This window comes from Vibrio sp. UCD-FRSSP16_30 (assembly GCF_001676025.1).
GTDB lineage: Bacteria > Pseudomonadota > Gammaproteobacteria > Enterobacterales > Vibrionaceae > Vibrio.
In genome coordinates this window covers 21,862-47,943 of record NZ_LZFW01000014.1, presented here as the reverse complement: position 1 = coordinate 47,943, position 26,082 = coordinate 21,862, and the positions used below count along the sequence as shown (strand labels likewise).

The window sequence follows — 26,082 nt, the reverse complement described above, 5'->3', positions numbered from 1 at the left end:
ACTTTCTGAAATTGTGACAAAAAGAATATATATAAAACATGACTCAAACAAATCGTTCAAACCGTCCTCAGCAAGCAACCCAGCCGGATGTGATAGATCTTGGGAAACTGCTTGGTCTTCTACTTGATGGTAAATGGATAATAATATTCACTACTTTCGTTTTTGCTGTTGGTGGCGTTGCTTATGCACTGCTTGCTACGCCAATTTATAAAGCAGACGCGTTAGTTCAAGTTGAACAAAAATCTTCTGGCTTTTCGGCATTGACCGAAGGCATGAGTGACATGTTTGCCCCTGAGTCACAAGCCTCTACTGAAATCGAAATTATCAAATCTCGTATGGTATTGGGCAAAACTGTCGATAGATATAACCTTACAACTGTCGCCAACCCAATCTATATGCCCGTTATTGGCAAAGGTTTAGCAAAACGTCTTGGCGAAGAAGCGGAAATCAAAGTTGAACGATTTGATATTCCTGAATATGCCAATACAGGGGGTTACATAGTTACCCTAGATAACCCAAAAACGGGCGAATACAGCGTTATTGATGCCAATGAAAAGCTTATTGTTAAAGGTAGAGTTGATGAACTTGCGATGAGCGATGGTGCAATGCCTTACTCTTTGTTTATTTCTTATCTTGACGGCAAACAAGGTCAACAATTTAGCTTAGGAAAACGCACAAAACTGGATGCAATTCAGTGGTTGAGTAGTTCATTATCTGTGAGTGAGCGTGGTAAGCAGTCCGGCATTTTGTCCTTTGGCTTTGAAGGTGAGCATAAAGCAACAATCATTAATATACTCAATGATATTGCCAATAACTACTTCTTACAAAACGTCGACCGCAACGCAGCAGAAGCTGAAAACAGCCTTAAATTCCTTGCTAAAAAGCTACCGGAAATTAAAGCTCAGTTAACTATTAATGAAGATAAACTAAATCAATATCGTCAGGATAATGATTCAGTAGATTTAGGATTAGAAGCTCAATCTAAGCTTAAAGTAATGGTGGAATTAGAAGCGCAACTTAATGAATTAACATTTAAAGAAAGTGAACTTGCTCAGCGTTTTACCAAACAGCACCCTGCTTATATCGCAGTACTAGAAAAGCGTAAAACCCTCGAAAATCAAAAGCACAGAATGGAAGCTGAGATTAAGAAGTTACCTAAAACTCAGCGTGCGGTATTGCGTTTAACTCGTGATGTAGAAGTAAACCAACAAATATATCTACAGCTTTTAAATAAATCTCAAGAGCTAAGCGTTGTTAAAGCAAGCACTGTAGGTAATGTTCGCATCTTGGATAAAGCAGAAGTTTACAGCAATCCAATTAAACCAAAGAAACCACTGATTGTAGTGTTAGCAACATTACTTGGTGGAATGTTAAGTGTTGCCTTTGTATTGCTTAAAGCTGCATTCCATAGAGGCATTGAAAGCCCAGACCAAATTGAAGAGCTTGGCTTACCTGTTTATGCCACTGTTCCAAAATCGGAGCAACAAGATAAAATCAACCGTTTGTCCGATAAAAAACGCAAAGGCAAAAAGTATTCCGCACAAGAGTTATTACTTTCAGAAGTTAATCCTGCCGACCTATCAGTAGAAGCATTAAGATCACTTCGCACCAGTTTGCACTTTGCAATGATGGAAGCAAAAAATAACATTATTATGATCAGTGGTCCTTCGCCTACAATCGGTAAATCATTCATATCATCAAACCTAGCTAATATCATTGCTTCATCAGGTAAGAAAGTGCTGACCATAGATGCTGACTTACGTCGTGGTCATCTAGGCAAGCACGCAAATCTGCCTCATGCATTTGGTTTGAGCGATATACTGGTTAATGATAAATCAGTAGATGAAGTCATGCATTCACAAATACTAAGTAACTTAGACTTTATTGCAAAAGGTAAAACACCACCGAACCCGTCTGAACTCCTAATGCATCCACGTTTTGAAGAGCTACTATCATGGGCAAGCGAACATTACGATATCGTAGTGATTGATACGCCACCTGTTTTAGCGGTTACAGATGCGGCAATTATTGGTCGTCAAGCAGGCACCACGCTAATGGTTGCCCGTTTTGGATTTACAGCGCCAAAAGAGCTAGAAGTGGCCGTTGATCGTTTGGACCAAGCAGGGATAGAAACCAAAGGCGTAATTTTGAATGCAGTAGAGAAGACAGCTTCTAGTTCGTATTCTTATGGGTATTATAATTATGCTTATAAGAGTGAGTAATCCTAAAAACTCACACTGAGTTGAGCTTTTTCACTCTGAAGAAGGCCTAAGCACATTCTGGTCTTCACTAAAGTTCGAAGCAAAGCATGCCTAGGTTCAATAGCAGGGAAATCGCATGAACATTCCCATTTAAAAAGGGTTAAGCCTGCGAAAATTTTCAAACACTAGTCCATTTATTACTTATTTCATCACATACGTCACATCTGTATTGCTTAATAAAGGAGTAGATTTTAGATCATTTTGATTGTTGTCTAATAGCTTCATATTCATTTGGAGCCAGATAATGACAAAAATGACCAATCCATTTATGCACTTCTCAGCTATTAAAGATTACCGCCAAGCTGCAAAAGTTAATCATAAATTGTCCGATATTATTTTGCTGACAATTTGTGGTGTTTTGTCAGGTCAAGATACCTGGGAAGGCATTAGCGATTTTGGTGAAATACGATTAAGTTTTTTGAAACATTATGGTGATTTTGAAGCCGGTATTCCTTCAGCTGATACGATAGCGAGAGTRATGGGAATGATTAGTCCGAAYGCAATGCAGAGAGCTTTTGTAGAATGGATGAAAGAGTGTCATMAGCTMACTGATRGGGAAGTTATTGCGATTAAATGGTTCKCGGCTCTTATGATAAATCTMGTGGTCAATCTGCAATCCATATGGTGAATGCATTTGCKACTGCAAATGGTGTTTGTTTAGCGCAATCAAAGGTCAATGAGAAGACAAACGAAATTACAGAAATCCCAAAGCTATTGGAAATGCTAGATATTGCGGGTTGTTTGRTGACGATTGATGCGATGGGTTGCCAACGAAAGATAGCGCAAAAAATCATAAATAAAAGTGCAGATTACTTACTTGCAGTAAAAGGTAACCAAGGGCTTCAGCTCTAAAGATTTAACAGCAGAAGAGCTTCATAATGCAACCCGCGCACATTGGGGCGTAGAAGCTATGCATTGGCAGTTAGACATGGCATTTAAAGAGGACGCTTGTCGCATTCGAGTTGATGATCGAGCAGAGGCTTTTTCAAGGATCAGGCAGGCTTGTTTGAACCTTTTAAAAGATGAAAAAAGTTTTAAAGGTGGTATCACGCGCAAACGAATGATGTGTGCGATGGATGAAAACTACCTAAGTAAGGTTCTCGGAAGCGTTGCATAACGGTGATGTTCATGCGATTTCCGTGAATCACCTATAAGCACGCATCCGAAAACCTGTCCCGAATTCGTCAAATGTGCATGAACTTTATTAAGCTTGTAGAGATAAAAGGGACCTTAAAACGCCGACAATTGAAATGCGCGTTAAATACAGAGTTCCGAGAGAGAGTTTTGTTTGGAACTTAAGTATTTTAACATTTTCGTAACTCATGCAGGAACCCTGCAAAATGGATGAAAAGTGTTTCAAGATGAATCGTTTATTACATTATCATCCAAAGAAACGCGTTTACCTTTGTTAAGTATTTGTCAAAATTAATCTTGTCTAGTGATCAGAATATATAAATGAGTAACAATACAACAATTATTAAAAATAGCTTATTTTTACTATTAAATCTTTTAGTGAAAATATTTATCACCTTATACTGTTCTAGGGTTGTATTACAGGAACTAGGAGTTATCGATTATGGTATATATAATGTAGTCGCTGGTATTGTTACGTTACTCTCTTTTCTCACAGGATCCATGACTTCTGCGACACAAAGATTTTTATCTGTTGAAATAGGCTCTGGTAGTGGAAAGTCAGATAAAATATTTAGTATGAGTATCAATGTATATATCGTTATTGCGTTGATAGTGGTTGTGATCAGTCAATTCATTGGTATTTGGTTCATAGAAAATGGTCTTAATATACCTGATGAACGAGTTAGTGCGGCAAGATGGGTTTATCAATGCAGTGTAGTCTCTTTTGTTTTTATTATTCTTAGTGCACCATTTAACGCTGTTTTAATCGCATTTGAAAAAATGAAAGTATATTCTTATATTGGTATAATTGTACTGTTCTTTCGTCTTGGCTTAGTACTAAGTTTATTGTTTATTGATGGAGACAAACTAGTTATATATTCGTTACTAGTTATCGTAGTCTCATTTTTGGGCTTTATTGTACCCGCTTATTACGTAAAAAAAGAAATTAGAGGTATTAGTTACCGCTGGACTCCAGACTTATCCTTATTCAAGGAAATGCTTTCTTTTACTGGTTGGAGTCTATACGGCAACTTAGCCGGTGCGGGTTTTAATCAGGGTATTTCTATACTATTAAATGTTTTTTTTGGCCCAAGCATTAATGCCGCAAGAGCGGTATCGAGCCAAATTAATGGAGCACTACTAGGAGTGGTTAGTAACGTCAATGTTGCAGCTAATCCACAAATTATTCAAAATTACTCCAAAGGTAATCAAAAGAGAACGATAGAGCTTGTATTTTCAGCATCAAAATACTCGTTCATATGTCTTTGGTTTATATCGTTGCCTATATTGTTTAATATTGACTACATCCTGAGTCTATGGTTGGGAAATGTTCCAAAACATAGCGCTGAGTTTGTCAAATTAATAATTATAGATGGTTTAGTTTGTGGATTTTCCGGCAGTCTAATAACCTCTGTTCAAGCAACGGGGAAAATTAAGTTCTACCAACTAACAATAGGTTCTATTTTATTGTTAAATATACCATTTTCGTATATATTATTAAAAAATAATGAGAATGTTTTTATTCCTTTTTTTGTAATGATAATGTTGTCATTTGTAGCTTTTAATTTTAGATTGCTTTTCGTCAAGAAGTATTTACATATCTCTATATTAGAGTACTACAAAATAGTAGTGTTTCCTTCAGTTTTATCACTTGTGATTACAATTTTTAGTATTAAACTATTAAGGAACAATTATTATACTATTGAGCACAGCTTTTTAATTTCATCAGTCGTAACTATAATTTTGTCTTTGATTTTTATTTGGACTTTTGGACTCTCCAAGAATGAAAGAGGAACAATTAGAAAAGCTGCGAAATCGACTATGAGTAAATAACAGCAGCATAATGGTAGAGTCATGTAAATAAACAATAATTTTGGAGAAATAAATGACTAAAAAATTAAAAACACGTATTAAAGGTATAATCGGCCAAAAAGTAATAGATAATACTAGGAACTATCCTGCGCTACTTTCGAATTTTTTTGCTGATATGTTACTATACTATAAGCACTCTACTGTCTTTTTTAAGAACACTTCAAAGAAAATTGAGTGTCAACTTATACTAGATTACCACTCGGTAGAGAAGGGGTTATTGTTCGAGAAAATGAAACCGAGATTTGCTAGAGACAGAATTGTCAGTTTGCACAAAAACCTTGTATCTGATTCAATAGTTTGCAGAGTTACCGACTCTCAAATTAATATAGCCTATAAAGTGATGTGCGAATATTATGAGTTACATCAAGTAAAAAACATTGATATCAGCAATTACTTTACTGAAGAGCAGTATAATTACTACAAGGAGTTGTTATCTGATAGCTATAAAACTGACTTTAAGGGCGCTATAACGTACACGAAAGATGATTTTTATGAAAATATAAACGAAGACTTTGTTCACTTCTCCAATAGTCGAAAAAGTATTAGAAAATTTACAGGAGATAAAGTTGATAGAGAAGCTATTGAGAAAGCTATAACTTTAGCTCTCAATACTCCCTCTGTCTGCAATAGACAAGCTTCAAAAGTTTACTTGATCGACGACAAAGATAAAGTGACGAATATACTAAAACTTCAAGGAGGTTTGTCCGGATATACTGAAAATATAAGTCAACTTCTCATTTTAACAACAGATCGAAACTTGTTTTATACTATTGGAGAGCGAAACCAATTTTATATAGATGGCGGAATGTTCCTTATGAATCTATTGTATGCACTTCATTTTTATCGAATAGCTAACTGTCCTGCTAATTGGGGTAAAACTATTAAAGAGGAAAAAAGACTCGAACAATTTTTTAAAATAAATAGTTCGGAAAAAATAATATGTATTATCCCGATTGGTGTGGCTGAAGATGAATTCAGAGTAACTCTATCAAAGCGAAGGGATTTAGATGAAGTACTTATTAAGTCTTGATATTTTGCCGATTATTAAACTGATAGTGTGTCTCAGAAGCGAAATTTAAGAATGACGATATTTAATATTTAGGACGAAGATAATAATGAAAATTGCAGTTATAACACTTCCACTAGTTAACAATTATGGTGGGATAATTCAGGCATATGCTTTAGTGGAGTATTTGAAGGAACTAGGACATCAACCAGTGTTAGTAAACTTGCAGTCGGACGGTAGAATAAAAGCACTCAGTAAATACTGGGTGAAAAAATATATATTTGCATTTTCAGAAAGAAGCAAGAATAATCCAAAATTAGTCAAAGATCATAAACTACAAATCTTCATTACTAATAAGATAGTCCCTAAGACAAAGAAAATAAAAAATAGTAGTGCGTTATACAAATTATTTGATGAAGAAAACTTTGACGCATGTATAGTGGGAAGTGATCAGGTATTTTCTAGCATGGGTGCTATGAATTTTAAAGGAGATTTTTCTCTTGGATTCGTTGCTGATGAAGTTATTAAACTATCGTATGCTGCATCTTTTGGTGGCAATAGTTTTCGTGGGGACAAAAACCTTATACCGACCCACTCGAAAAATCTTAAACGATTTGATGGTGTATCTGTAAGAGAGCAGAGTGCCGTTGGTGTCTGCGAGGATATATTTGGCGTTGCATCTACACATGTTCTTGATCCTACAATGATGATAAGTAAACGTAAATATCTAGACCTGTGTAATAGTGAAAATTGCGCTGAAAGCACCAACAATTTATTTTGCTATGTACTTGACTCAACTGACTATAAATCACAAATAATACGGAGTTTTGCAGAAAGTAAATCAATGAGGGTAAAGCAATTAACTGATGGTAATAAAACCGGTAAAATTATAAGTATGGAAGAATGGTTACGTTCAATAATATATTCAGAATATATAATAACTGACTCATTTCATGGGATTGTTTTCTCAATTATATTCAATAAACCATTTTATTGCTTTGTTAATAAGGAGCGCGGAGCCGACAGATTTTACTCTCTATTACAGAAACTAGGTTTGGAAGATAGGATTATTTCAAATGAAACAAGAGTTATCCACGACTCTAACATTGACTGGGATCTGGTCAACGAGAAGTTGAGAGTACTAAAGTATAGATCAACATCGTTCCTCACTGAGAGTTTATCAGGTTATAAATCTGTCGAATAGAATTATAGCTTTAAACTTACTGAGAATGTATTGGGGTAGTTTTATTCTCAAAATAAATATAAAGCAATTGGACGTTTTCTGTAGATTTTTATGAGTAATTTATGTTAAGAACATGTTTAACAGAGTCTATAAAGTATTTAATTAGTGGAGTGTACTTCACGTCGAATGATTTTTTTGTGGCGATTTCTAATGATCATATGTGTTGTTAATAGAATTTTTCGTTATTTGCTACGTGTTTTAATAATATTTCCTATTATTTATTTTTCAAGTAAGCCGTTCATATATACTCCGGAAGTCGATATACCATCTTACTTATCAAATTATATGAATTCTAATTGGTCTTATGAGATTGGTTTTGAAATTATAAACAGTTTTTTTCGTAGAGTATTAGTTTTCGATGCGTATGATTACTGGCATGGCTTACTAATATTGCAGGTATTATTGGCAGCATTAGTATATAGGAAGACCACAGAGGCATTATTAGGTTTTATAGGTTTGATTTCTATTTCTTACGGGGTATTAGGAACTCAAGTTCGATATGCAATATTTTGTTTTGTTTTTGTCCTTATATTTAGGTTGAGCAAGAATATTATCGTTCTTATACTTGCGAGTTTATTTCATTCCGGAGGTTTTATAGCAGCGTTTATTTCAACTGTTACAAGTTATTTAGAAAACAAAAGGAATATTTTTTATCATATAACGACACCGAATATATTTTCCTTTAGTCTATTTGCAATATTATTATGTTCATCGTTATTAGTTACTCCTTTGATTACATATGCTTTGACTTTTTGGGAACGCTTTGCTTATTATTCTGGTTCTGATACCTATATGGTTAAAAAATCTCTAGTATCTACTGTTTATATAGTATTGAGTCTGTTTATATTATTGTACGCGAAAGTGTCTCTTGTTGATTATAATGGCGACACTTATTTTGATAAAAATTTACACCTTATAGACTTTAGTATCTTTCTATTGTTTACATGTGTTTTAACATTGGATATGGCTGTGCTATCAGGCCGTTTACTAATACTATATATGGTTATTGAACCCATTTTGGCAGTATTCTTAATAAAGTATCGAGTAACTTCTCTATTAGGTTTGTCTATGTCACTAATGATTGGGACTCGAGCTATAATTCATATGATCTAGGACAAAAATGAAAATATGTCATATAACCTATTTAAGGTTTAAAAATGGAAATGGAATAACTAATGCTGTTGTTAACATTTGCAATAATGAAAATAAACATAAAGAAGTGGAATCATCAAAAGTAATTTCAATAGATTCATTTGAGCCTAATGTTGAAAATGAACTGTATACTAAATTTATTGATGAAAAGATGGGGCTTTCTCTAACTGGTGGTTTGTATGGGACAATATATAGTCTAATTTCATTCAAACCTGATATTGTTAATTTTCATGCTATATATAAATTAAAAACAGTTATTCTTTCATTCGTCTGTTTAATTTTAGATATTAAATATGTTATCACTCCCCATTCCTCACTAATGAAAAAAGCACAGAAAAAAAATAAGTTTGCTAAATTATTTTATAATTTTATATTTTTGCGATTCATTATTCATAAGGCTAATTGTGTATATTTTTTAAATAAGCATGAACTTGTAAATTCCACTACACTTGGAAAGAGAATAAAATATGAACTTTTGCCTAATGGCGTTCCTGACAATGACAATGTTAACTCTTATAATAAAAAAAATGAGTTTAATTTACTATTCTTAGCTCGATATGATATTCACCATAAAGGCATAGATATTATGCTAGATTATGTCGAGAAAGAGAAAGAATTTTTTGAAAAATACAATATAAGAATTAGAATGTATGGTGAAGGTAATAATAATTTAATAGAAGAGCTACTGAAAATCAAAGAAATCGATAATATTGTAAGTATGAATGGATTGGTCTTTGGCGAAAATAAAAAGAAGGCATTTCTTGAAGCAGATGCATATATATTAACATCAAGGTACGAAGGCTTGCCTATTAGTGTATTAGAGGCGTTGAGTTATGGATTGCCATGTTTGTTATCTGAGTATTGTAATATGCAAGACGCTGTTGATTCTGGATGTGCATTTTTATTGAAGAATCATATTGATCTTCGGTCTAGTATTGAGCATTTATTAGAGTCAAAGAACTACGATATGATTTCAAAAAACGCATCTAAATTTATTAGTGAAGACTACAGTTGGCCTGCTATTGTAGATACGAGAGTGAAACAATTTTCTGGTTTTTTATTGGAGCGGTAATCTAAGTGAAAATATTACATTTGGTAAGTGGCCTTGATGTTGGTGGCGTAGAAAGATGGCTTACAGATCTTACAGAAATACAAAATAAAAATGAAATTCATTTTTTGAAGCAAAACAATACTGAAGGTTTTTTTGAAGAAAGTATTCTATCTCATGGCGGGAAGATTCATTCAATCCCGTTTAGCAATAAAGTTAGTGGTCTATGGAGTTTTTATCGTTTATTAAAAACTGAAAACTTTGATATCGTCCATTCGCACGTGCATCGCTCTTCCGGTATATTGCTCTTGATTGCATATTTAGTAGGTGTCAAAAAACGAATAAGTCACAGTCATTTAGATGATCGAAGTATTTGCAAAGGTTATTATTTTATTTATAGTATTATTATGCAATGGTTTATCTTAAAATTTTCTAATGTGATGATTGCATGTAGTGAATCTGCAAGTGAGTGTTTATTTGGAACAGTAAAAAATGTAATAATTATGCCTTGTGGTGTTAAACTTAATAGGCACTTTAAAGTAGACACTAGTCCGCACTCTCAAAATTTCAAATTCTGTCATGTAGGGCGATTTTCTTTTGAGAAAAACCACGAGTTTTTAATTAAGATATTTTACGAATATTATAAAAATAATCAGAATTCTGAGTTGTATTTACTGGGAGATGGTGAGGATAGATCTCATATAGAGAAATTAGTCGAAGATTTAGGGATAAGTAATAATGTTCATTTCGAGGGTAATGTCAATGACGTCTCTGAGATAATGGCTTTTTGTCATATATTCCTGTTCCCCTCTCATTTTGAAGGTTTAGGTTTGGCTTTAATTGAAGCTCAGTTATATGGTTTATATTGCCTATGTTCCGATACGGTTCCTTCTTCTGCAGTGTACGGGAATTGTAAGTCAATCAGTATATCTTCTAAAAACGCCGTCGAATTGTGGCTAAAAGAGATATCTAATTATTCACAGCCAATAGTAGAGAGTAATCTTGTCAAGGTTAAAAGCGAAATACTTTCATCATTAGTCAATATTGAAACAAATTTATCTTTTGTTGAAAAAGTTTATGAAGAGTATTAGGAGGTGAAATTAAAACTAGTTATCGGTCTAATCACTAGCGATCTGAATAGATATAGTCGAGAAGCCAGTTTTTTGCATTTTTAAAAGCTTTATGACCGAAACTGGTTATTGTATTCTTTTTGATTTGAGTTTAAAAAGCACAATTCTTAAAGCTATCGTTCGTTGGAAACTCTTTAGATTAAGGAAGAAGTATCCGATTTACATACCTTTGTCAGTAGATATTGGTCCAATTTTATATTTTGGTCATGCACATGGTATATTTATTAATAATAGTATTAAAATTTGATCCAATGCCAGTTTTAGTGCTGTGATTGGACATTATATATATCGGGTCCGGTGTTTATATCGATGAGCGAGTAAACATTGGAAATGATGTAATTATAGGCGCAGGTTCAGTAGTCATAAAAGATTTATCTGCTAATTCGACTTATGTCGATGTTCCTGCTAAAAAGATCGGAAGTATAAAAGTAAACAGATACACAAGTGACAGATATTACTCTACTTCTAGAATAGGTCAATCAGGAGATTAGATGGAAGCATTAGTTTCGATTATTACACCAACATATAATAGTGAAAAGACGCTTGAAAAGACATATGAGTCTATATTATCACAAAACTACGCTAACTGGGAATGGTTAGTTACAGATGACTGTTCAACAGATGATACTTATTCTATGTTAAAGGGGCTTTCTAAGAAGGACTATAGAATACTTATTAATCGAAATGAAATAAATTCAGGTGCAGCAGTTTCTCGAAATCAATCGATTGATAGGGCTAGTGGTAAGTATATTGCATTTATCGACAGTGATGACGCTTGGGAACCGTCGAAATTATCTACACAAATAAAATTGATGGAAGAAAAATGTCTTAGTTTTACCTTTACGGCTTTTGAAATGGTAGATTCAGATAAACGTCATATTAGTACCGTTGATACACATTTAACCGCGGAACTAGATTACAAAGATATGCTTAAAAAGAAAGCTACTCTTGGTTGTTCTACTGTAGTTTTAAAGCGGGAACTGATATCAGATATACGGATGCCACTTATACGTACCGGTCAAGACTATGCTTATTGGTTGAGTATTTTACGCCTAGGGGGAAAAGCTTATCCTATAAATGAAATTTTGACAAAATATTCAGTTCTTCCAAATTCAATTTCAAGAAACAAGTTTAATAAAGCGAAGCGACAATGGCAGATTTACAGAGAGATAGAAGGTCTAGACTTACCAACATCAATTAGTTGTTTCCTTTTTTATGCGTATAGAGCTGTATTTAGGAAGTGACTCAGTATGTTTTTCTTTTGTTAAGTTTTAAAGCCACAGTAAGAAGTCGTTAAGGATAGTCTTAACGACATCGACTTAAAAAGTTGCGAGACTGAAAAAAGCCACCCAAATGTAAATTAAGTCGCTGGCTCTTGTTCATTTCAAAGTCGGATACTTTCGTATTCAGATTGCTAAGTTTCTTAGGTAACTAGAGCCAGCGTTAATAAATGAATTCAAGTTTTTCTTGAAGAAGAATTAAACGGGTTGCGAGAAATAGGACTAAACTCGATTCGGACACCAACAAAACCACTGGGGTCAGGTTTTTCATTTTGCGCTGGAGATGGAATTGAGTGCTATTTGGTTTGAGGTGAGTCGCAGATTGGTCTGCTGTTGTATTTTTTTATCTAAGCTAATCCGATAGCTATGATTGTTGTTGGTTAGATTGGGTGATGATTTTGAGTAGACCTTTGAGGTAGAGTTTGCTGGCGCGCTATATCGTGTGACTGCGCGCGGTAACGAACGAAATTGGATATTCTTACAAGATGACGATTTCAGCCTCTATTTAAGTGTTCTTGATGAAGTGTGTGAGCGTTTTAATTGGGTTCTACATGCCTATTGCTTAATGATTAATCATTTATTAATTGAAACTCCTGTTGGTAATCTTAGTAAGGGTATGCGTCAATTAAATGGTGCTTTCACCCAGAGGATTAAAATACAGGACACCCATGTATTTGACGCCTCTTTTATCACCAACTAGGCTTATGTTATCTGTATGAATATCAACCACAGGTGATTAAGATGACTCAAGCGCGTTCAACACAAATCTCTGTTCAAGACATGTAAGCGGTTAACGAAACCCACCTATCAATAGAAATCTAGCTTCGTCATAGTATCTTTTTCAAAGGAGATATTATGAATCAAGAACAAAAACGTCATCACTGGGCTCAGATACTTGAGCAGCAACTAAACAGCAACTTGACGATTAAACAGTTTTGCCTCGATAGTGGCATTAACTATCAAATCCAGGGAAATCGCATGAACATTCCCATTTTTAAAGGGTTAAGCCAGCGAAAATTTTTCAAATACTAGTCCATTTATTACTTATTTCATCACATACGTCACATCTGTATTGCTTAATAAAGGATCAGATTGTAGATCATTTTGATTGTTGTCTAATAGCTTCATATTCATTTGGAGCCAGACAATGACAAAAATCACCAATCCATTTTTGCACTTCTCAGCGATTAAAGATTACCGCCAAGCTGCAAAAGTTAATCATAAATTGTCCGATATTATTTTGCTGACAATTTGTGGTGTTTTATCAGGTCAAGATACCTGGGAAGGCATTAGCGATTTCGGTGAAATACGATTGAGTTTTTTGAAACATTATGGTGATATTGAAACAGGTATTCCTTCAGCTGATACGGTAGTGAGAGTAATGGGAATGATTAGTCCGAATGCAATGCAGAGAGCTTTTGTAGAATGGATGAAAGAGTGTCATCAGCTCACTGATGGGGAAGTTATTGCGATTGACGGAAAAACGGTTCGCGGCTCTTATGATAAATCTCAGCTCTAAAGATTTAACAGCAGAAGAGCTTCATAATGCAACCCGCGCACATTGGGGCGTAGAAGCTATGCATTGGCAGTTAGACATGGCATTTAAAGAGGACGCTTGTCGCATTCGAGTTGATGATCGAGCAGAGGCTTTTTCAAGGATCAGGCAGGCTTGTTTGAACCTTTTAAAAGATGAAAAAAGTTTTAAAGGTGGTATCACGCGCAAACGAATGATGTGTGCGATGGATGAAAACTACCTAAGTAAGGTTCTCGGAAGCGTTGCATAACGGTGATGTTCATGCGATTTCCGTGCTAACACCTCTAATCAGGTGGCCAAATTCACTATGCCACTACAATTCATCCCTTAAGATCCTCAGATTCATTGTATGATGATATGGAATTTTGGTGTGGCTTGTTTTGAGATTGTGGATGATTCTTATTAAGAATAATTATTGAACTTCACAGTATTTAAGATTGAAAAATTGGACTTTGTGATCCTAAAAATAATAATTCAGAAATATTTGCAGGCTGTTAAGTCTGCTGTTAAGTAGGTAAAAATGAAAATTGCAATCGCCGGAACAGGATACGTTGGTCTTTCCAATGCCATGTTGTTATCTCAAAACCACCAAGTTACTGCTGTAGATATTATTGAAGAGAAAATTGATCTTCTAAATAATAGACAATCACCTATAGTAGATGCAGAAATATCAGATTTCTTAGCGAATAAAGATTTAAACTTTACCGCTACTTTAGATCAAAAATTAGCCTACAGTGACGCCGTGTATGTCGTGATTGCTACTCCTACGGATTATGACCCCGAAACCAACTACTTTAATACGTCTTCCGTCGAGGCTGTAATTAAAGACGTTATGGAATTTAATCCAAGTGCCATTATGGTCATTAAGTCCACGGTGCCTGTTGGTTATACAGCTCGTATTACAGAGGAATTAGGCTGTGATAATTTAATCTTTTCTCCTGAGTTTTTACGTGAAGGTCGTGCTTTGTATGATAATTTGCATCCCTCTCGCATTATCGTTGGTGAGCAAAGTGAACGCGCAAAAGTCTTTGCCGATCTCCTAGTTGAAGGTGCAATAAAAGAAGACATAAAAGTCTTGTTTACTGATTCAACTGAAGCCGAGGGGATTAAATTATTCTCCAATACTTATTTAGCAATGAGGGTGTCTTATTTTAATGAACTGGACAGTTATGCTGAATCATTAGGATTAGATGCTCGTCAAATCATTGAGGGGGTTGGTTTAGATCCCCGTATTGGTAACCATTACAATAACCCATCATTTGGTTATGGTGGTTATTGCTTACCTAAAGATACCAAACAGCTGCGTGCAAACTATGCAGATGTGCCAAATAATATTATTGGTGCAATCGTAGATTCAAACACTACTCGTAAAGACTTTGTGGCGGATTCTATTTTAAAGCGTAACCCTAAAGTTGTAGGTATCTATCGTTTGATCATGAAGTCTGGTTCTGACAATTTTAGAGCTTCTAGCATTCAGGGAATTATGAAACGCCTTAAAGCCAAAGGCATTGAAGTTGTTGTGTACGAACCAGTCTTGGATGAGGCTACATTCTTCAATTCAAAAGTCATCAAATCATTTGAAGAGTTCAAATCAAGCTGTGATGTCATCGTTTCTAACCGCATGGTAAATGAAATCAAAGACGTTGCCGAAAAAGTGTACACTCGTGACTTATTTGGCAGTGATTAAGTGTTAATTCAATACAATGTCTAGGCTTTAAATTTATTGTCTAGACATTCATCGAATAGACTATTCCTAGTTCTAAATTATCCATTCACGATTTTTATGTGCTAGTAAAGTGAACACCAAGAATGTTTACTAATAAATAGAGCTCACAATAGGGCTCGTTTAAAACAATACTATTATTAAGAGTTATCTATGATTAAACACTGTTTATTCCCTGCGGCGGGCTACGGTACCCGCTTTTTGCCTGCAACTAAATCAATGCCAAAAGAAATGATGCCTATCGTCAACAAACCGTTAATTGAATACGGCGTTGATGAAGCTATCCAAGCTGGCATGACTAGCATGGCGGTCGTTACTGGCCGTGGCAAAAGTTCACTCATGGATCACTTTGATAAAAACTATGAGCTTGAGCATCAAATTCAAGATACTAATAAAGAACCGTTACTTGATGATATCCGTTCATTGATTGACTCGGCGCATTACACCTTTATTCGTCAGCGTGAGATGAAAGGTTTAGGTCACGCCATTTTAACAGGTAAAGAATTAGTGGGTGATAACCCATTTGCTGTAGTGCTGGCTGATGATTTATGTATTAACGAAAGTCAAGGTGTGCTTGAGCAAATGGCAGCGCTGTTTCGACAGTTTCGTTGCTCGATTGTCGCAGTGGAAGAGGTGCCTGAATCTGAAACTCATAAGTATGGGGTAATAGCCGGTGAGCATTTGAGTGATGATCTTATACGCATCACTGATATGGTTGAAAAGCCAGAGCAAGGCAGTGCACCAAGTAATCTTGCGATCATTGGTCGCTATATCTTAACGCCAGATATCTTTGATATTTTGGAAGAGACAGAGCCTGGCAAAGGTGGTGAAATTCAAATCACAGATGCACTTCTCAAACAGGCTCAATCTGGTTGTGTTATCGCGTATAAATTCAAAGGTAAACGTTTTGATTGCGGCAGTGTAGAAGGGTATATAGATGCGACCAATTACTGCTATGAACATGTTTATTTAAAGGGAAGTAAAGTGAGTATTAATAAGTCTTCTACAAAGAAGCTTTAATATTATTATCCTAAAGTATTACTTCGATAATTATTCAAGTTGTTATTCGTATTGCTGATGTTGTGCTACAACGCATTCAGTTTACAACAATGAGCGTAGTCACCAATTAGGTGATGCATTTTGTTAAAGCGATTGAATTTGGTATTAAAGCTAATTAACGATCATTTCGATTAAAAAGTTGCAGTCATTGGGATGCTAAATATTAATTCTTGGGATTAAATGCCAGTGATTTATATGTGTTATATCTGAATATATATTCTAGTTAATGGCTCCATTATCTTCATTAATAAATATAAAAGTGTTTGTTCACACCTATAAATTGTGCATTCCAATATGAAACTAAGTTTTTGCGCCTTAGCGAGCGAATACTGCCTTCTTATTTTTTACTAAAAACCTGTGTTATGACAATTTTTTGTCATAATTGTCTGTTAGTATGACAAGCGAATCATTCAGCCATTAAGCTCGATGCATTAAACGTCTGTCTTTGTTATTTTCCATTCCCATATATTTGTAGGTTCACATCATGTCCATCTTCGATTACCTAATCGAGTTATCAATGTTCTTCTTTTTATCGCTTGCGGTGCTGTATTGCATGCGAAAAGTTGGATACGCTATAGGACTGGTGGATAAACCCAATGCACGTAAGCTTCATCAAGGTAGCGTTCCACTTGTTGGTGGCATCTCTATTTGTATTACTGTCATGTACTTTTTGTACCTCAATGCTGGCCAAATTATGCATGCCAGTTTGTTTTCTGCCTGCTTAACTGCGCTAGTATTAATTGGCGTTGCCGACGATCGCTTTGATATTAGTTATAAGTTCCGCATGGGTATTCAAGCTGTGCTGACACTGATAATGATTCATTACACTGATTTAACACTTTTACACATCGGCAATGCATTAGGTTTTGGAGTTTGGGAATTCCCAAAATATGTAGATGTAATAGTCACTTTATTTGCCGTAATAGGCGCTATTAATGCATTCAACATGGTTGATGGTATAGACGGGTTATTGGGTGGATTAACGGTGGTTGTCTTGAGTTCATTGGCCGTTGTCTTTTTCGCACATGGTTTGACGCTACCGGCATACTTCCTATTGGTACTAATTGTCATCATTATCCCATTCATCCTATTTAACCTAGGTTACTTTGGTAAAGTGAGAAAGGTGTTCATGGGTGATGCAGGAAGCATGATGATAGGCTTTACCGTTATTTGGATCCTCATCGGTGGTACACAGGCCCATTACGGTCACTATGTAATAAGACCCGTAACCGCTCTTTGGTTAATTGCCGTTCCTCTAATTGATATGATGGCAATCATGATCCGCCGTATTCGTAAAGGTCATTCACCATTCCATCCAGATCGTGAACACTTCCACCACATCATGCAGCGCATAGGCTTATCTTCAAGAGAATCATTGGTCTTGATATGTTTAGTGCAAGTGCTGTACTCAACAGTAGGTCTACTAGGTGAATATTTCAGTGTGCCAGAATATGTCATGTTCTATACAATCGTAGCTTGCTTCTTGTGTCATACTTATTGGATGACGCACTCGTTCCAGTTGGCTAAGATGGTTAGGAAGTGGAAGAGATTAGAAGAGTAGTCTTTAATTTAACAATATAGTGGAATTGATAGGAATGCTTCTGAGAGATCAGAAGCTTTTTTTGTTTCTGACGGAAATAAAGTTTCGATGTTTCGGTAGATCTCCATATTTGGTACTTCAAATCTGATATGGGAACATTGTTTTACAATTTTATGAACGTGATCAAATATTGTCGATTTTATGTTCGAAATTAAAGAGGACGTGTGAGATTTTGAATATAAATCGATATCTTGTTGATTAAAATGAAGTTATGTTTGTTTTTTTAATGTTGCAATTTGGTGTGTATAAGGTATTTTTATAGGGGTTCATTGTGCTTGTCGTGAGTTACTAGTTGTTACTCACCGCTTTATAAAAGTAACGGTTTTAATTGTTCTAATCTTAAGTTGTTGATTTTTAATGCAACGATGAGGGTTTGTGCAATTTGTACACTTGAGAACTTTGGTTATGATGCTATGGCTAGCCAAATGACCCGAATTGTTATTTGCTATGGTTAGGATTTTGTCTCTAGTATAGAGAGAGTCCTGAGTAATAGACTGAAAATCAGCCGTTCAATTTTTCGGATATGTTACTTACCTCTGTTCTATGGAATAATCTATTGAAAATTTGCAATTTAAATTCACTGGAGTCTTTGTTATCTAGGGGCGGTAGCGTGGACGAAGATGGCACATGATGAAAATTGTAGAAAAAAGAAAATTATCTTTAAGTGTTACCGACTGCGGAACTTACGTGAGATAGGTTAGTGATTAACTGTAAAATAAGTATAAATAATATGCGCCTTAACTTTAAAAATAAGTATCTACGTTTTATCTGGCAGCTATGCTTAGGTGCGATAAGTTTTCCGTGTAAGTCACTGTGTTTTTTTATACCTGTAAATAACCGTATATGGGTTTTTGGTAATATCTATGGCTACAAGGATAACCCGAGATACGTATATGATTATTTGCACCAAATCAAAGACCCTTCGGTTCGAGCAATATGGATTAGTAAAAATAAAGAAGATATTGGAATTCAGCCTCAGAATGAGCATTATTATTACTTAAGCATAAAAGGTTTGTTTTATCAGTACCGTGCAGGAGTTGCTATGCTAGCTACAGGAATGAATGATATTGCAGCCTTTACTTTAGTCAATAAAAAAATCGTACAGCTTTGGCATGGTGTGCCTATAAAAAAATTACTGTTAGATTCGAAGGAGACATCTCCATTCCCGTCTAAGTTTAAAACCCTCAATCAACTATTTAAGGTTTTGTTGAAACGTAAACTCAGCCGTTACAACATGATTTGTGCTGTTAATCAACAAAACCAACAATGTTTGGCTCAAGCATTTTGTGTACCGATTGAAAATGTCGTTATAACGGGTATGCCAAGACATGATGTTATTTTAGATAGTGTTTCAGAACAATCGTTTTACAATCAAGGCAATAAAAGAATACTGTATGCACCGACTTGGCAGGCTTCTACGAATGATGCAAGAAAGTGGGTTTTTAAGGTTTTGAACCCTGATTTCATGTGTTATTGCCGCAATAATAGCATTGATGTGGACATCTCTATTCATCCATTAAATCAGAATGTCGTCAGCGACGATACTTTACCAAGTGGAGTCAATATTCTACTTTGTCCTGACATAAATGCTGAGTTAAAGCACTATGATTTGCTGATCACAGATTTTTCTAGTATCGCATTTGACTTTGCAGTACTTGGTCGCCCGGTTCTATTTTCATGTGTTGAAATTGATGCGTATGAAAAACAAAGAGGAATTTATTCCGAATTTGCTGATTTGCTACGTTCAAAAAATCTAGCATCTAACCAACTTGTGCAAGCTGTCAAAGATGTGTTTAATAATAAAGAATCTTTGGAAAAATTCTACTCCTACCCACATCTCGGTGAAGCTAGACATCGAGTAATACAAGAAACAAAAAAATTATTATGAAAAAATTATTGTTTGCAATAAATGTTGGGTGGTATTACGACTTACATTGGAAGAGTAGAATTCAATCAAGTATGACTGAAGATTTTGACGTTCATTTATGTATGTCAAAGCCAACAGATCTTAACCAAGCCAATGTCACTAACTTATCGTTGACACGGTCATCAGTTGGTCTGTTTGACAATATACGCACACTTTATCAAGCAGTGAAAACTTTTGTTAAGGTAAAGCCAGACTTTATCCATTCAGTGACAATTAAGCCAAACATTATGTTTGGTTTAATTGCATTATTTGCTCGAGTACCTATATACCTGACTATCCCGGGAATGGGTTCAATGTTTAGTCAAAATACATCGCAAAGTAGGTTAATAGCTAAAGTAATAATTATTATTTATCGATTAATAGGCAATAATAAAAATTCGGTATTTACGTTTGAGAATAATACAGATCGAGAGTATTTTATTACAAATAAAATCTGCTCACAATATAACTCTATTGTAGTTCCTGGTTCAGGTGTGAATGTCGAAGAATATGACGCACCTAAAATTGATGTTGTAGACGCGCCGTTAAAAATCCTGTTTGCAGCCAGATTATTAGAAGGGAAGGGATTACGAGATCTTATTCAAGCCGTTAAGAATGTTCAATTAAGTGGTTATCCCGTGATTCTTAATGTAGCTGGAATCATTGATAATGACAGTAATGAGGCGATTCCGCTAGCAAAACTTGAAACATGGTCTCAAGAAGGAAAAATAAACTGGCTGGGACAAATTAATGATGGAATGCAAAAAGTGATAGCAGATAATGATGTTATCGCGTTGCCGACCCGTTATGGTGAGGGGCTACCGCGAATATTAATTGAAGCAAATGCTTGCAGGAGACCAGTTATTACTACCGATATTGGTGGTTGTAAAGACTTTGTTACAAATGGTCTGAATGGTTTAGTAGTACCAACCTCTGATATTGAAGAATTAACACAAGCAATCATTAAACTTAGTGAGCGAGACTACTGTGCTATGCTTGGTGAGAAAGGTCGAATTCATGTTGTAAACGCTTATACAGATAAACATGTAATAGATTGTTATAAAAGAATTTATAAATTAGATAGAGAGTAAAAATGCGCGTAATTACATTTGGAACATTTGATGTATTTCATATAGGTCATGTGAATATCCTTGAGAGAGCTAAAGATCTTGGTGATTATTTGATTGTTGGCGTATCTACCGATAAGCTTAATTTTTCGAAAAAGCAACGTTATCCTGTTTACAATGAGAATAGTCGAGCACAGATTGTCAATGCTATTCATTGTGTTGATGAGGTCTTCTTTGAGCATTCTTTGGAAGACAAACGCCAATATATCCTAGAGAGCAAAGCTGATATTTTAGTCATGGGAGACGATTGGGCAGGAAGATTTGATGAATTCTCAGATATATGTAAAGTAGTTTATTTATCGCGTACTGCTGATATATCAACAACAGAAATCATAAAAACAGTTCGTGATCACGTTGAGTAATTTATCTTATGAGAAGTAAAACATGTGCAGTGTCGAGAAATCTATATATTTTATATACATTGGCTCACCTTAAACAAAAAGCTAATGTTAGAGGTACTATTTTAGGCTATCTTTGGTGGTTTATCGAACCTCTAACTTTGATTGCATTATACAGTTATGTCGTAGGTGTTATTTTCGGTCATTCTAGCCCAGATAGAATTCTTATGATAGCTATTGGGGTAACGCTTTGGAAGTGGTGGAGTACTGCATTAAGTGTAGCAACTACTTCATTTGCACGTTATAAGGGTATTGTGACTCAGGTAAAAATGCCCTTACCAATATTGCCCATATCTGAAGTGTTTGGGCAAACATATTTATTTATATTTGGTTATGCTCTATTACAAGTTATTTTGGTATACATGGGATATATTCCCGATGTTTTTGCTCTTGTATTAACATTAGTTGCCACAATTATAGTAGTTAGCGCTCTCTCTCTAGTTTTAGCAATATTAAATGTATTTGTTAGAGATACTGCATTTCTTGTTAGTTTTGGTTTGAGAATATTATTTTATATTACTCCAATCATTTACTCTGCCGATAGAATACCGGAAAAACACCGTTGGCTTGTGGATTTTAATCCTCTGGCTCAATTAATCGATTTGTTTTATAAGTCACTTATTTACCCTGAAACAGTTAGTATTTCTCATAATTTTATTGTTTTAGCCTTAGGCACCGCTGCTCTTTGTATTTTACTTTATCTATCAAAGTTGCTAAGAACACACATAATTAGGAATGTCTAATGTCAAATACTAACCTTGTTGTTGAGTTAGATGATGTATCACTTGTGTATACACAGGCTCAAAGCTATTCATTGAAAAAATTATTCTTATCAAAGCACGAGAGGGAAAAGGTTGTTAAGGAATCTAACTCTTTTAGAAAGGCAGCCTTGAATAACGTTAATTTGAAGTTTTACGAAGGTGATATTGTTGGCATAGTCGGTCGAAATGGCGCAGGAAAATCAACATTATGTAAGGTTCTATCAGGAGTCCTATCGCCTACAAAAGGTAAATTTAAAAGTACCGTTGATATCGGTGCATTATTAACCTTAAATTCTTTCTTCACTCGTGAATTAAGTGGACTAGATAATATCTACTTAGCGGGTGCACTTTTAGGAAAAAACAAAAAAGAGATAGAAGATAAAATATCGGGAATAATAGAGTTTTCTGAATTAAAAGAATCAATAAGTAATCCTGTTGAGACCTATTCAAGTGGCATGGTTTCTCGTTTGGCTTTCTCAATTGCCACCTCATTTCGTAGTGATATTTTAATTATTGATGAAGTACTTAGTGTTGGCGATAAGTATTTTAGAGATAAGTGTCTAAAAAGAATGAAAGAAATAATTAAAGAGTCAAAGTTAATAATTATTGTTTCTCACTCAGATAGCGATATAAGAAATATGTGTAATAGAGCTATTTATTTGGATAAGGGTACAGTTTTATTTGATGGTTCTGTTGAAGATGTTCTTGCAGAATATAAGTAGACTAAATGGCTATTAAATATAGTATTATCGTTCCTGTATATAATGTAGTAAACGTTTTAGATGAGTGCTTAAATTCGATCTTTACTCAAAGTTACCCTGATTTTGAATTAATACTTATTGACGATGCATCAAATGATGGTTCGACTAACTTATTAATGGTCGCTGAAGAAAAGTCAAATGTTAAAGTTATTTATCTAAATGAAAGCTTAGGCCCAGGAAATGCGAGAAATATTGGTGCTAGAGTTGCTGTAGGTGAGTATATATTATTTGTTGATTCTGATGATAAAATATCACCAGAATTACTCGCATGTTTGAGTGAGTTCTCTAGTGAGTTGATTATATTTAATTTTTTGCGATTTTGGTTGAACAGTAAACAAATAATTAATCCAAATTCAAAAATATTAAGCGATTTGAAAGGGAAAAATATTACTAACATTGAAGACAGAGAACTATTATTTTCGAATTTTCAAGTTTGTTGGAATAAAGCTTATAAAAGAGAGTTTTATTTAAGAGAGATGTTATCCTTCAAGGAAGGATACTATGAAGATATTTCATTCAACTACCAGGCTTTGCTTAAATCTAGAACAATAGTAACAACATCATTTGTGGGTTATTATTATAGGCAGCGCACAGGTAGTATTCTAAATTCAAGCAGTGATAAGCATTCAGATATTATAAGTCAATATTCCACAGTTTATGACGATGTTATTAATATAAAAAATAAGAAAATATTAATGACAATAAATGATATTTTTATTGGTCATACATTTAACATTATAATTAAGCAACGTAAAAGGTTAACTGATAATGCATTTATGAATATCATCGATGGCTTTTCAGTACTTAATAATAAATACTTGATTTTTAATAATTCTGGGATAACAAGTAAAGTAAAGTGTATGTTATTACTTTTAATAAAATTAAAACTATCTTTTAGGAACCATTAGGATGATAAAAAACCCACCACTAATTAGTGTCATCATACCATGTCACAATGCTGAGGAAACTATAGAAGGAACATTACGCTCAGTGTTAAGTCAAACATATAATAATATTGAAATTATATGTATTGATGATTGTAGTACCGATGACACTCTGAATATTCTTTTAGATCTAGAAAAACATCATTCTAAAATCTCTGTATTTAGCAATGATATTAATTCTGGAGTCGGCATAACACGAAATAATGGTATAGGGCATGCTAAAGGTGAATTTCTGTCATTTATTGATGCTGATGATTATTTTGAACCAAATTTATTATCATCTCTCTGTGAATCATCAATAGACAATAATTCTGATATATCGCAATGTCTAATTCGATATGTATATGATGATCGTAACTACATGGTAGGTTCACCTACGGGAATTATTAAAGGTGAACATTGTGCTTATAGAATAGATCTAAATGATGGTTTGCCTTTTCTAACACCTCAAGTCTGGAATAAGCTATATAGGAAATCATTGTTTGACGATGTTAATTTTGTATCAATGTATCTTGAAGATGCCCAAATTCTACCATTTTTGACTAAGCGGTGTAATATAATATCCTGCATTGATAATACTCATGTTCATTATAATAAGCGATATTCTACACTTACTGGGAATGTAAAACGAGAAGTAGAACGATTACCTAACTTCTTTGGTTCTATTATTACATCTATAAAGCCATATTTTGAAAATGAATATTTGGACCATATGAATAAGTGGGGGGCTAAGGTTCCTACATGTTGTTATGCTAATACAAATAACTTTTTGAAAAGTTTGATTAGTACTAAGAGTTTATATTCTAAAGAAGAGTTACAACAGATAAATGTGTATTTTGATGAGTTTTCAACTGAATTAATCAACGTAGTACCGATTGAGTTTCAGGAAAAATACTTAAATATTTTTAATGGTTTTTGTAAGGTGATGGAATTTGACTTTAATTCGAAAATTATTAAAAGTAGTAATCCTTTAATTAAAAGGGTAATACTTTGGATGTCTGAAAGAAGTATTTCTATACTAGATAGACTCGTTCCAAAAAGAAAGGATATCTGGCTATTTACTAGTTGGGCTCGTCATGAAGAACATACGTTAGATAATCCTAGAGCATTGTTCGAGAAAGTTAAGAATGATCGTTCAATTAGAAAAGTAGTAATTTTAAATAGCAACAAGAAAGTAGAACCTGATATTGAACATAACATTGTTTTTTATCCATTACATTCGGTTAGAGCAATTTTATCCATGCTTCGTTGTGGCAAAATTTTTACGGGTTATAGTTTACATGCCGTGTTTGGTTACAGAAAATTAGGTAATTTAAATAAACGAAAAATAATTCAACTTTGGCATGGAATACCGATTAAAAAGGTAGGATTGGCAGTTTCAGAAAATTTAGAGAATCACTGGTCTTTAGAATCAAAGCGGTATGCCATTACCATTGCAAATTCAGTTGATGATAAATCCGTTATGGAAAAAAGTTTTTCTCCCAAAGCTCCAGATAAAGTTAAATTAACTGGTTTACCTAGGCATGATTTTCTTGCTATGGATGAAAGTGAATTACCAAAAGATTACAAACTTCATCTTGATTCTTTACACTCGAGAGTTGCTGGTAGAAAGTTAATATTATTTGCTCCAACTTGGCGATATAATGATGAATCTCCTTGTGCATTTGGTATTGAACAGTTAAAGATTTTGGACGACCTATGCAAGAAAACAAATACGGTGTTCGGAATTCGTGTTCATGCAAATATGTTAAGACAGCATTCAAAATCTTCACTTTTATCGGATAATATTATTTATTTAAATGATTATCCAGATGTGAATGTTATAATGAGAGAAACTGATGTTTTAATTACAGATTACTCCAGTTTATATCTTGATTATATGGTAACAAATCGACCTGTATTGTTATATACGCCTGATATTGATATATATAAATTAAATCGTGGGTTTAATTATTCATCTGATGATTTTATTCCACATGAATTTATTATTGATAGTTTTGATTGTTTAATTGAACATATTCATAATGTTGTTATTAATAGTGATTATGTATTAGATAAACAGTATGAAAAAATCAAAAATAAATTCCATAAGTTTGATGCGGATGGTAATAATGCATCGCGTGTACTAGATTGTATTAAGTGA

General features: G+C 34.3%; 20 protein-coding genes and 2 pseudogenes. All 22 read left to right on the top strand.

Annotated features, from left to right (window positions below):
- The first annotated feature begins 38 nt into the window (after positions 1-38).
- The 22 genes and pseudogenes from A9260_RS08425 (at position 39) to A9260_RS08325 (ending at position 26,082) form a co-directional block, all read left to right on the top strand.
- Entirely contained in the window at positions 39-2,222 is a 2,184-nt protein-coding gene (locus A9260_RS08425; RefSeq protein ID WP_068698015.1) for a polysaccharide biosynthesis tyrosine autokinase, read from the top strand.
- Between the two features lie 283 nt (positions 2,223-2,505).
- Positions 2,506-3,378: pseudogene (locus A9260_RS08420) on the top strand (ISAs1 family transposase).
- 338 nt (positions 3,379-3,716) lie between these two features.
- Positions 3,717-5,228 (top strand): hypothetical protein, encoded by a 1,512-nt coding sequence (locus tag A9260_RS08415; protein ID WP_068698013.1) that lies wholly within the window; start codon positions 3,717-3,719, stop codon positions 5,226-5,228.
- A gap of 52 nt (positions 5,229-5,280) precedes the next feature.
- Positions 5,281-6,297, top strand: coding sequence for a nitroreductase family protein (locus A9260_RS08410; protein WP_068698012.1), 1,017 nt, complete (start codon positions 5,281-5,283; stop codon positions 6,295-6,297).
- 85 nt (positions 6,298-6,382) lie between these two features.
- Entirely contained in the window at positions 6,383-7,477 is a 1,095-nt protein-coding gene (locus A9260_RS08405) for a polysaccharide pyruvyl transferase family protein (RefSeq protein ID WP_068698010.1), read from the top strand.
- Between the two features lie 324 nt (positions 7,478-7,801).
- A complete protein-coding gene (locus tag A9260_RS08400; protein ID WP_068763685.1) occupies positions 7,802-8,629 on the top strand; it encodes an EpsG family protein in 828 nt (275 codons plus the stop codon).
- Positions 8,630-8,636: 7 nt separating this feature from the next.
- Positions 8,637-9,740, top strand: coding sequence for a glycosyltransferase (locus A9260_RS08395; protein WP_068698006.1), 1,104 nt, complete (start codon positions 8,637-8,639; stop codon positions 9,738-9,740).
- A 5-nt stretch (positions 9,741-9,745) separates the two neighbouring features.
- Positions 9,746-10,807 carry a glycosyltransferase gene (locus A9260_RS08390; protein ID WP_068698005.1) on the top strand — a complete coding sequence of 354 codons (1,062 nt, stop codon included), beginning with the start codon at positions 9,746-9,748 and terminating at the stop codon, positions 10,805-10,807.
- A gap of 530 nt (positions 10,808-11,337) precedes the next feature.
- A complete protein-coding gene (locus A9260_RS08385; RefSeq protein WP_068698003.1) occupies positions 11,338-12,090 on the top strand; it encodes a glycosyltransferase family 2 protein in 753 nt (250 codons plus the stop codon).
- Between the two features lie 478 nt (positions 12,091-12,568).
- On the top strand, positions 12,569-12,826 hold the full coding sequence (locus A9260_RS08380; RefSeq protein WP_068698001.1) for a transposase: 258 nt from the start codon (positions 12,569-12,571) through the stop codon (positions 12,824-12,826).
- 155 nt (positions 12,827-12,981) lie between these two features.
- Complete coding sequence (locus A9260_RS16910) at positions 12,982-13,158, top strand: hypothetical protein (protein WP_156684021.1); 177 nt, start codon at positions 12,982-12,984, stop codon at positions 13,156-13,158.
- A 115-nt stretch (positions 13,159-13,273) separates the two neighbouring features.
- Positions 13,274-13,910 (top strand): annotated as a pseudogene (locus A9260_RS08375) (ISAs1 family transposase).
- A 270-nt stretch (positions 13,911-14,180) separates the two neighbouring features.
- Positions 14,181-15,347, top strand: coding sequence for a nucleotide sugar dehydrogenase (locus A9260_RS08370; RefSeq protein ID WP_068697999.1), 1,167 nt, complete (start codon positions 14,181-14,183; stop codon positions 15,345-15,347).
- A gap of 189 nt (positions 15,348-15,536) precedes the next feature.
- Positions 15,537-16,403: a UTP--glucose-1-phosphate uridylyltransferase GalU gene (gene galU / locus A9260_RS08365; RefSeq protein ID WP_068697997.1), complete on the top strand. Its 867-nt coding sequence runs from the start codon at positions 15,537-15,539 to the stop codon at positions 16,401-16,403.
- 523 nt (positions 16,404-16,926) lie between these two features.
- Positions 16,927-18,003: a UDP-N-acetylglucosamine--undecaprenyl-phosphate N-acetylglucosaminephosphotransferase gene (gene wecA / locus A9260_RS08360; RefSeq protein WP_068697995.1), complete on the top strand. Its 1,077-nt coding sequence runs from the start codon at positions 16,927-16,929 to the stop codon at positions 18,001-18,003.
- 739 nt (positions 18,004-18,742) lie between these two features.
- Positions 18,743-19,930: a CDP-glycerol glycerophosphotransferase family protein gene (locus A9260_RS08355; RefSeq protein WP_231892592.1), complete on the top strand. Its 1,188-nt coding sequence runs from the start codon at positions 18,743-18,745 to the stop codon at positions 19,928-19,930.
- Entirely contained in the window at positions 19,927-21,039 is a 1,113-nt protein-coding gene (locus A9260_RS08350; RefSeq protein ID WP_068697991.1) for a glycosyltransferase family 4 protein, read from the top strand. The genes A9260_RS08355 and A9260_RS08350 overlap by 4 nt, the downstream gene beginning before the upstream one ends.
- A gap of 2 nt (positions 21,040-21,041) precedes the next feature.
- On the top strand, positions 21,042-21,437 hold the full coding sequence (locus A9260_RS08345; RefSeq protein ID WP_068697989.1) for an adenylyltransferase/cytidyltransferase family protein: 396 nt from the start codon (positions 21,042-21,044) through the stop codon (positions 21,435-21,437).
- A gap of 8 nt (positions 21,438-21,445) precedes the next feature.
- Positions 21,446-22,216, top strand: a complete 771-nt coding sequence (locus A9260_RS08340) for an ABC transporter permease (protein ID WP_068697987.1) — start codon at positions 21,446-21,448, stop codon at positions 22,214-22,216.
- Complete coding sequence (locus A9260_RS08335; protein WP_068697985.1) at positions 22,216-22,956, top strand: ABC transporter ATP-binding protein; 741 nt, start codon at positions 22,216-22,218, stop codon at positions 22,954-22,956. Before A9260_RS08340 ends, A9260_RS08335 begins: the two co-directional genes overlap by 1 nt.
- A 5-nt stretch (positions 22,957-22,961) precedes the next feature.
- Positions 22,962-23,903 (top strand): glycosyltransferase family 2 protein, encoded by a 942-nt coding sequence (locus A9260_RS08330; protein ID WP_068697983.1) that lies wholly within the window; start codon positions 22,962-22,964, stop codon positions 23,901-23,903.
- Position 23,904: 1 nt separating this feature from the next.
- Positions 23,905-26,082 (top strand): bifunctional glycosyltransferase/CDP-glycerol:glycerophosphate glycerophosphotransferase, encoded by a 2,178-nt coding sequence (locus A9260_RS08325; RefSeq protein ID WP_068697981.1) that lies wholly within the window; start codon positions 23,905-23,907, stop codon positions 26,080-26,082.

Bases quoted from the DNA above. Each gene is read 5' to 3' on its own strand.
- A9260_RS08400 (WP_068763685.1), top strand. From the start codon at position 7,802: ATGAATTCTAATTGGTCTTATGAGATTGGTTTTGAAATTATAAACAGT.
- A9260_RS08345 (WP_068697989.1), top strand. From the start codon at position 21,042: ATGCGCGTAATTACATTTGGAACATTTGATGTATTTCATATAGGTCAT.
- A9260_RS08335 (WP_068697985.1), top strand. From the start codon at position 22,216: ATGTCAAATACTAACCTTGTTGTTGAGTTAGATGATGTATCACTTGTG.
- A9260_RS08370 (WP_068697999.1), top strand. From the start codon at position 14,181: ATGAAAATTGCAATCGCCGGAACAGGATACGTTGGTCTTTCCAATGCC.
- A9260_RS08405 (WP_068698010.1), top strand. From the start codon at position 6,383: ATGAAAATTGCAGTTATAACACTTCCACTAGTTAACAATTATGGTGGG.
- galU (WP_068697997.1), top strand. From the start codon at position 15,537: ATGATTAAACACTGTTTATTCCCTGCGGCGGGCTACGGTACCCGCTTT.
- A9260_RS08385 (WP_068698003.1), top strand. From the start codon at position 11,338: ATGGAAGCATTAGTTTCGATTATTACACCAACATATAATAGTGAAAAG.
- A9260_RS08415 (WP_068698013.1), top strand. From the start codon at position 3,717: ATGAGTAACAATACAACAATTATTAAAAATAGCTTATTTTTACTATTA.
- A9260_RS08340 (WP_068697987.1), top strand. From the start codon at position 21,446: ATGAGAAGTAAAACATGTGCAGTGTCGAGAAATCTATATATTTTATAT.
- A9260_RS08330 (WP_068697983.1), top strand. From the start codon at position 22,962: ATGGCTATTAAATATAGTATTATCGTTCCTGTATATAATGTAGTAAAC.
- A9260_RS16910 (WP_156684021.1), top strand. From the start codon at position 12,982: ATGAATCAAGAACAAAAACGTCATCACTGGGCTCAGATACTTGAGCAG.
- A9260_RS08325 (WP_068697981.1), top strand. From the start codon at position 23,905: ATGATAAAAAACCCACCACTAATTAGTGTCATCATACCATGTCACAAT.
- A9260_RS08350 (WP_068697991.1), top strand. From the start codon at position 19,927: ATGAAAAAATTATTGTTTGCAATAAATGTTGGGTGGTATTACGACTTA.
- wecA (WP_068697995.1), top strand. From the start codon at position 16,927: ATGTCCATCTTCGATTACCTAATCGAGTTATCAATGTTCTTCTTTTTA.
- A9260_RS08395 (WP_068698006.1), top strand. From the start codon at position 8,637: ATGAAAATATGTCATATAACCTATTTAAGGTTTAAAAATGGAAATGGA.
- A9260_RS08425 (WP_068698015.1), top strand. From the start codon at position 39: ATGACTCAAACAAATCGTTCAAACCGTCCTCAGCAAGCAACCCAGCCG.
- A9260_RS08410 (WP_068698012.1), top strand. From the start codon at position 5,281: ATGACTAAAAAATTAAAAACACGTATTAAAGGTATAATCGGCCAAAAA.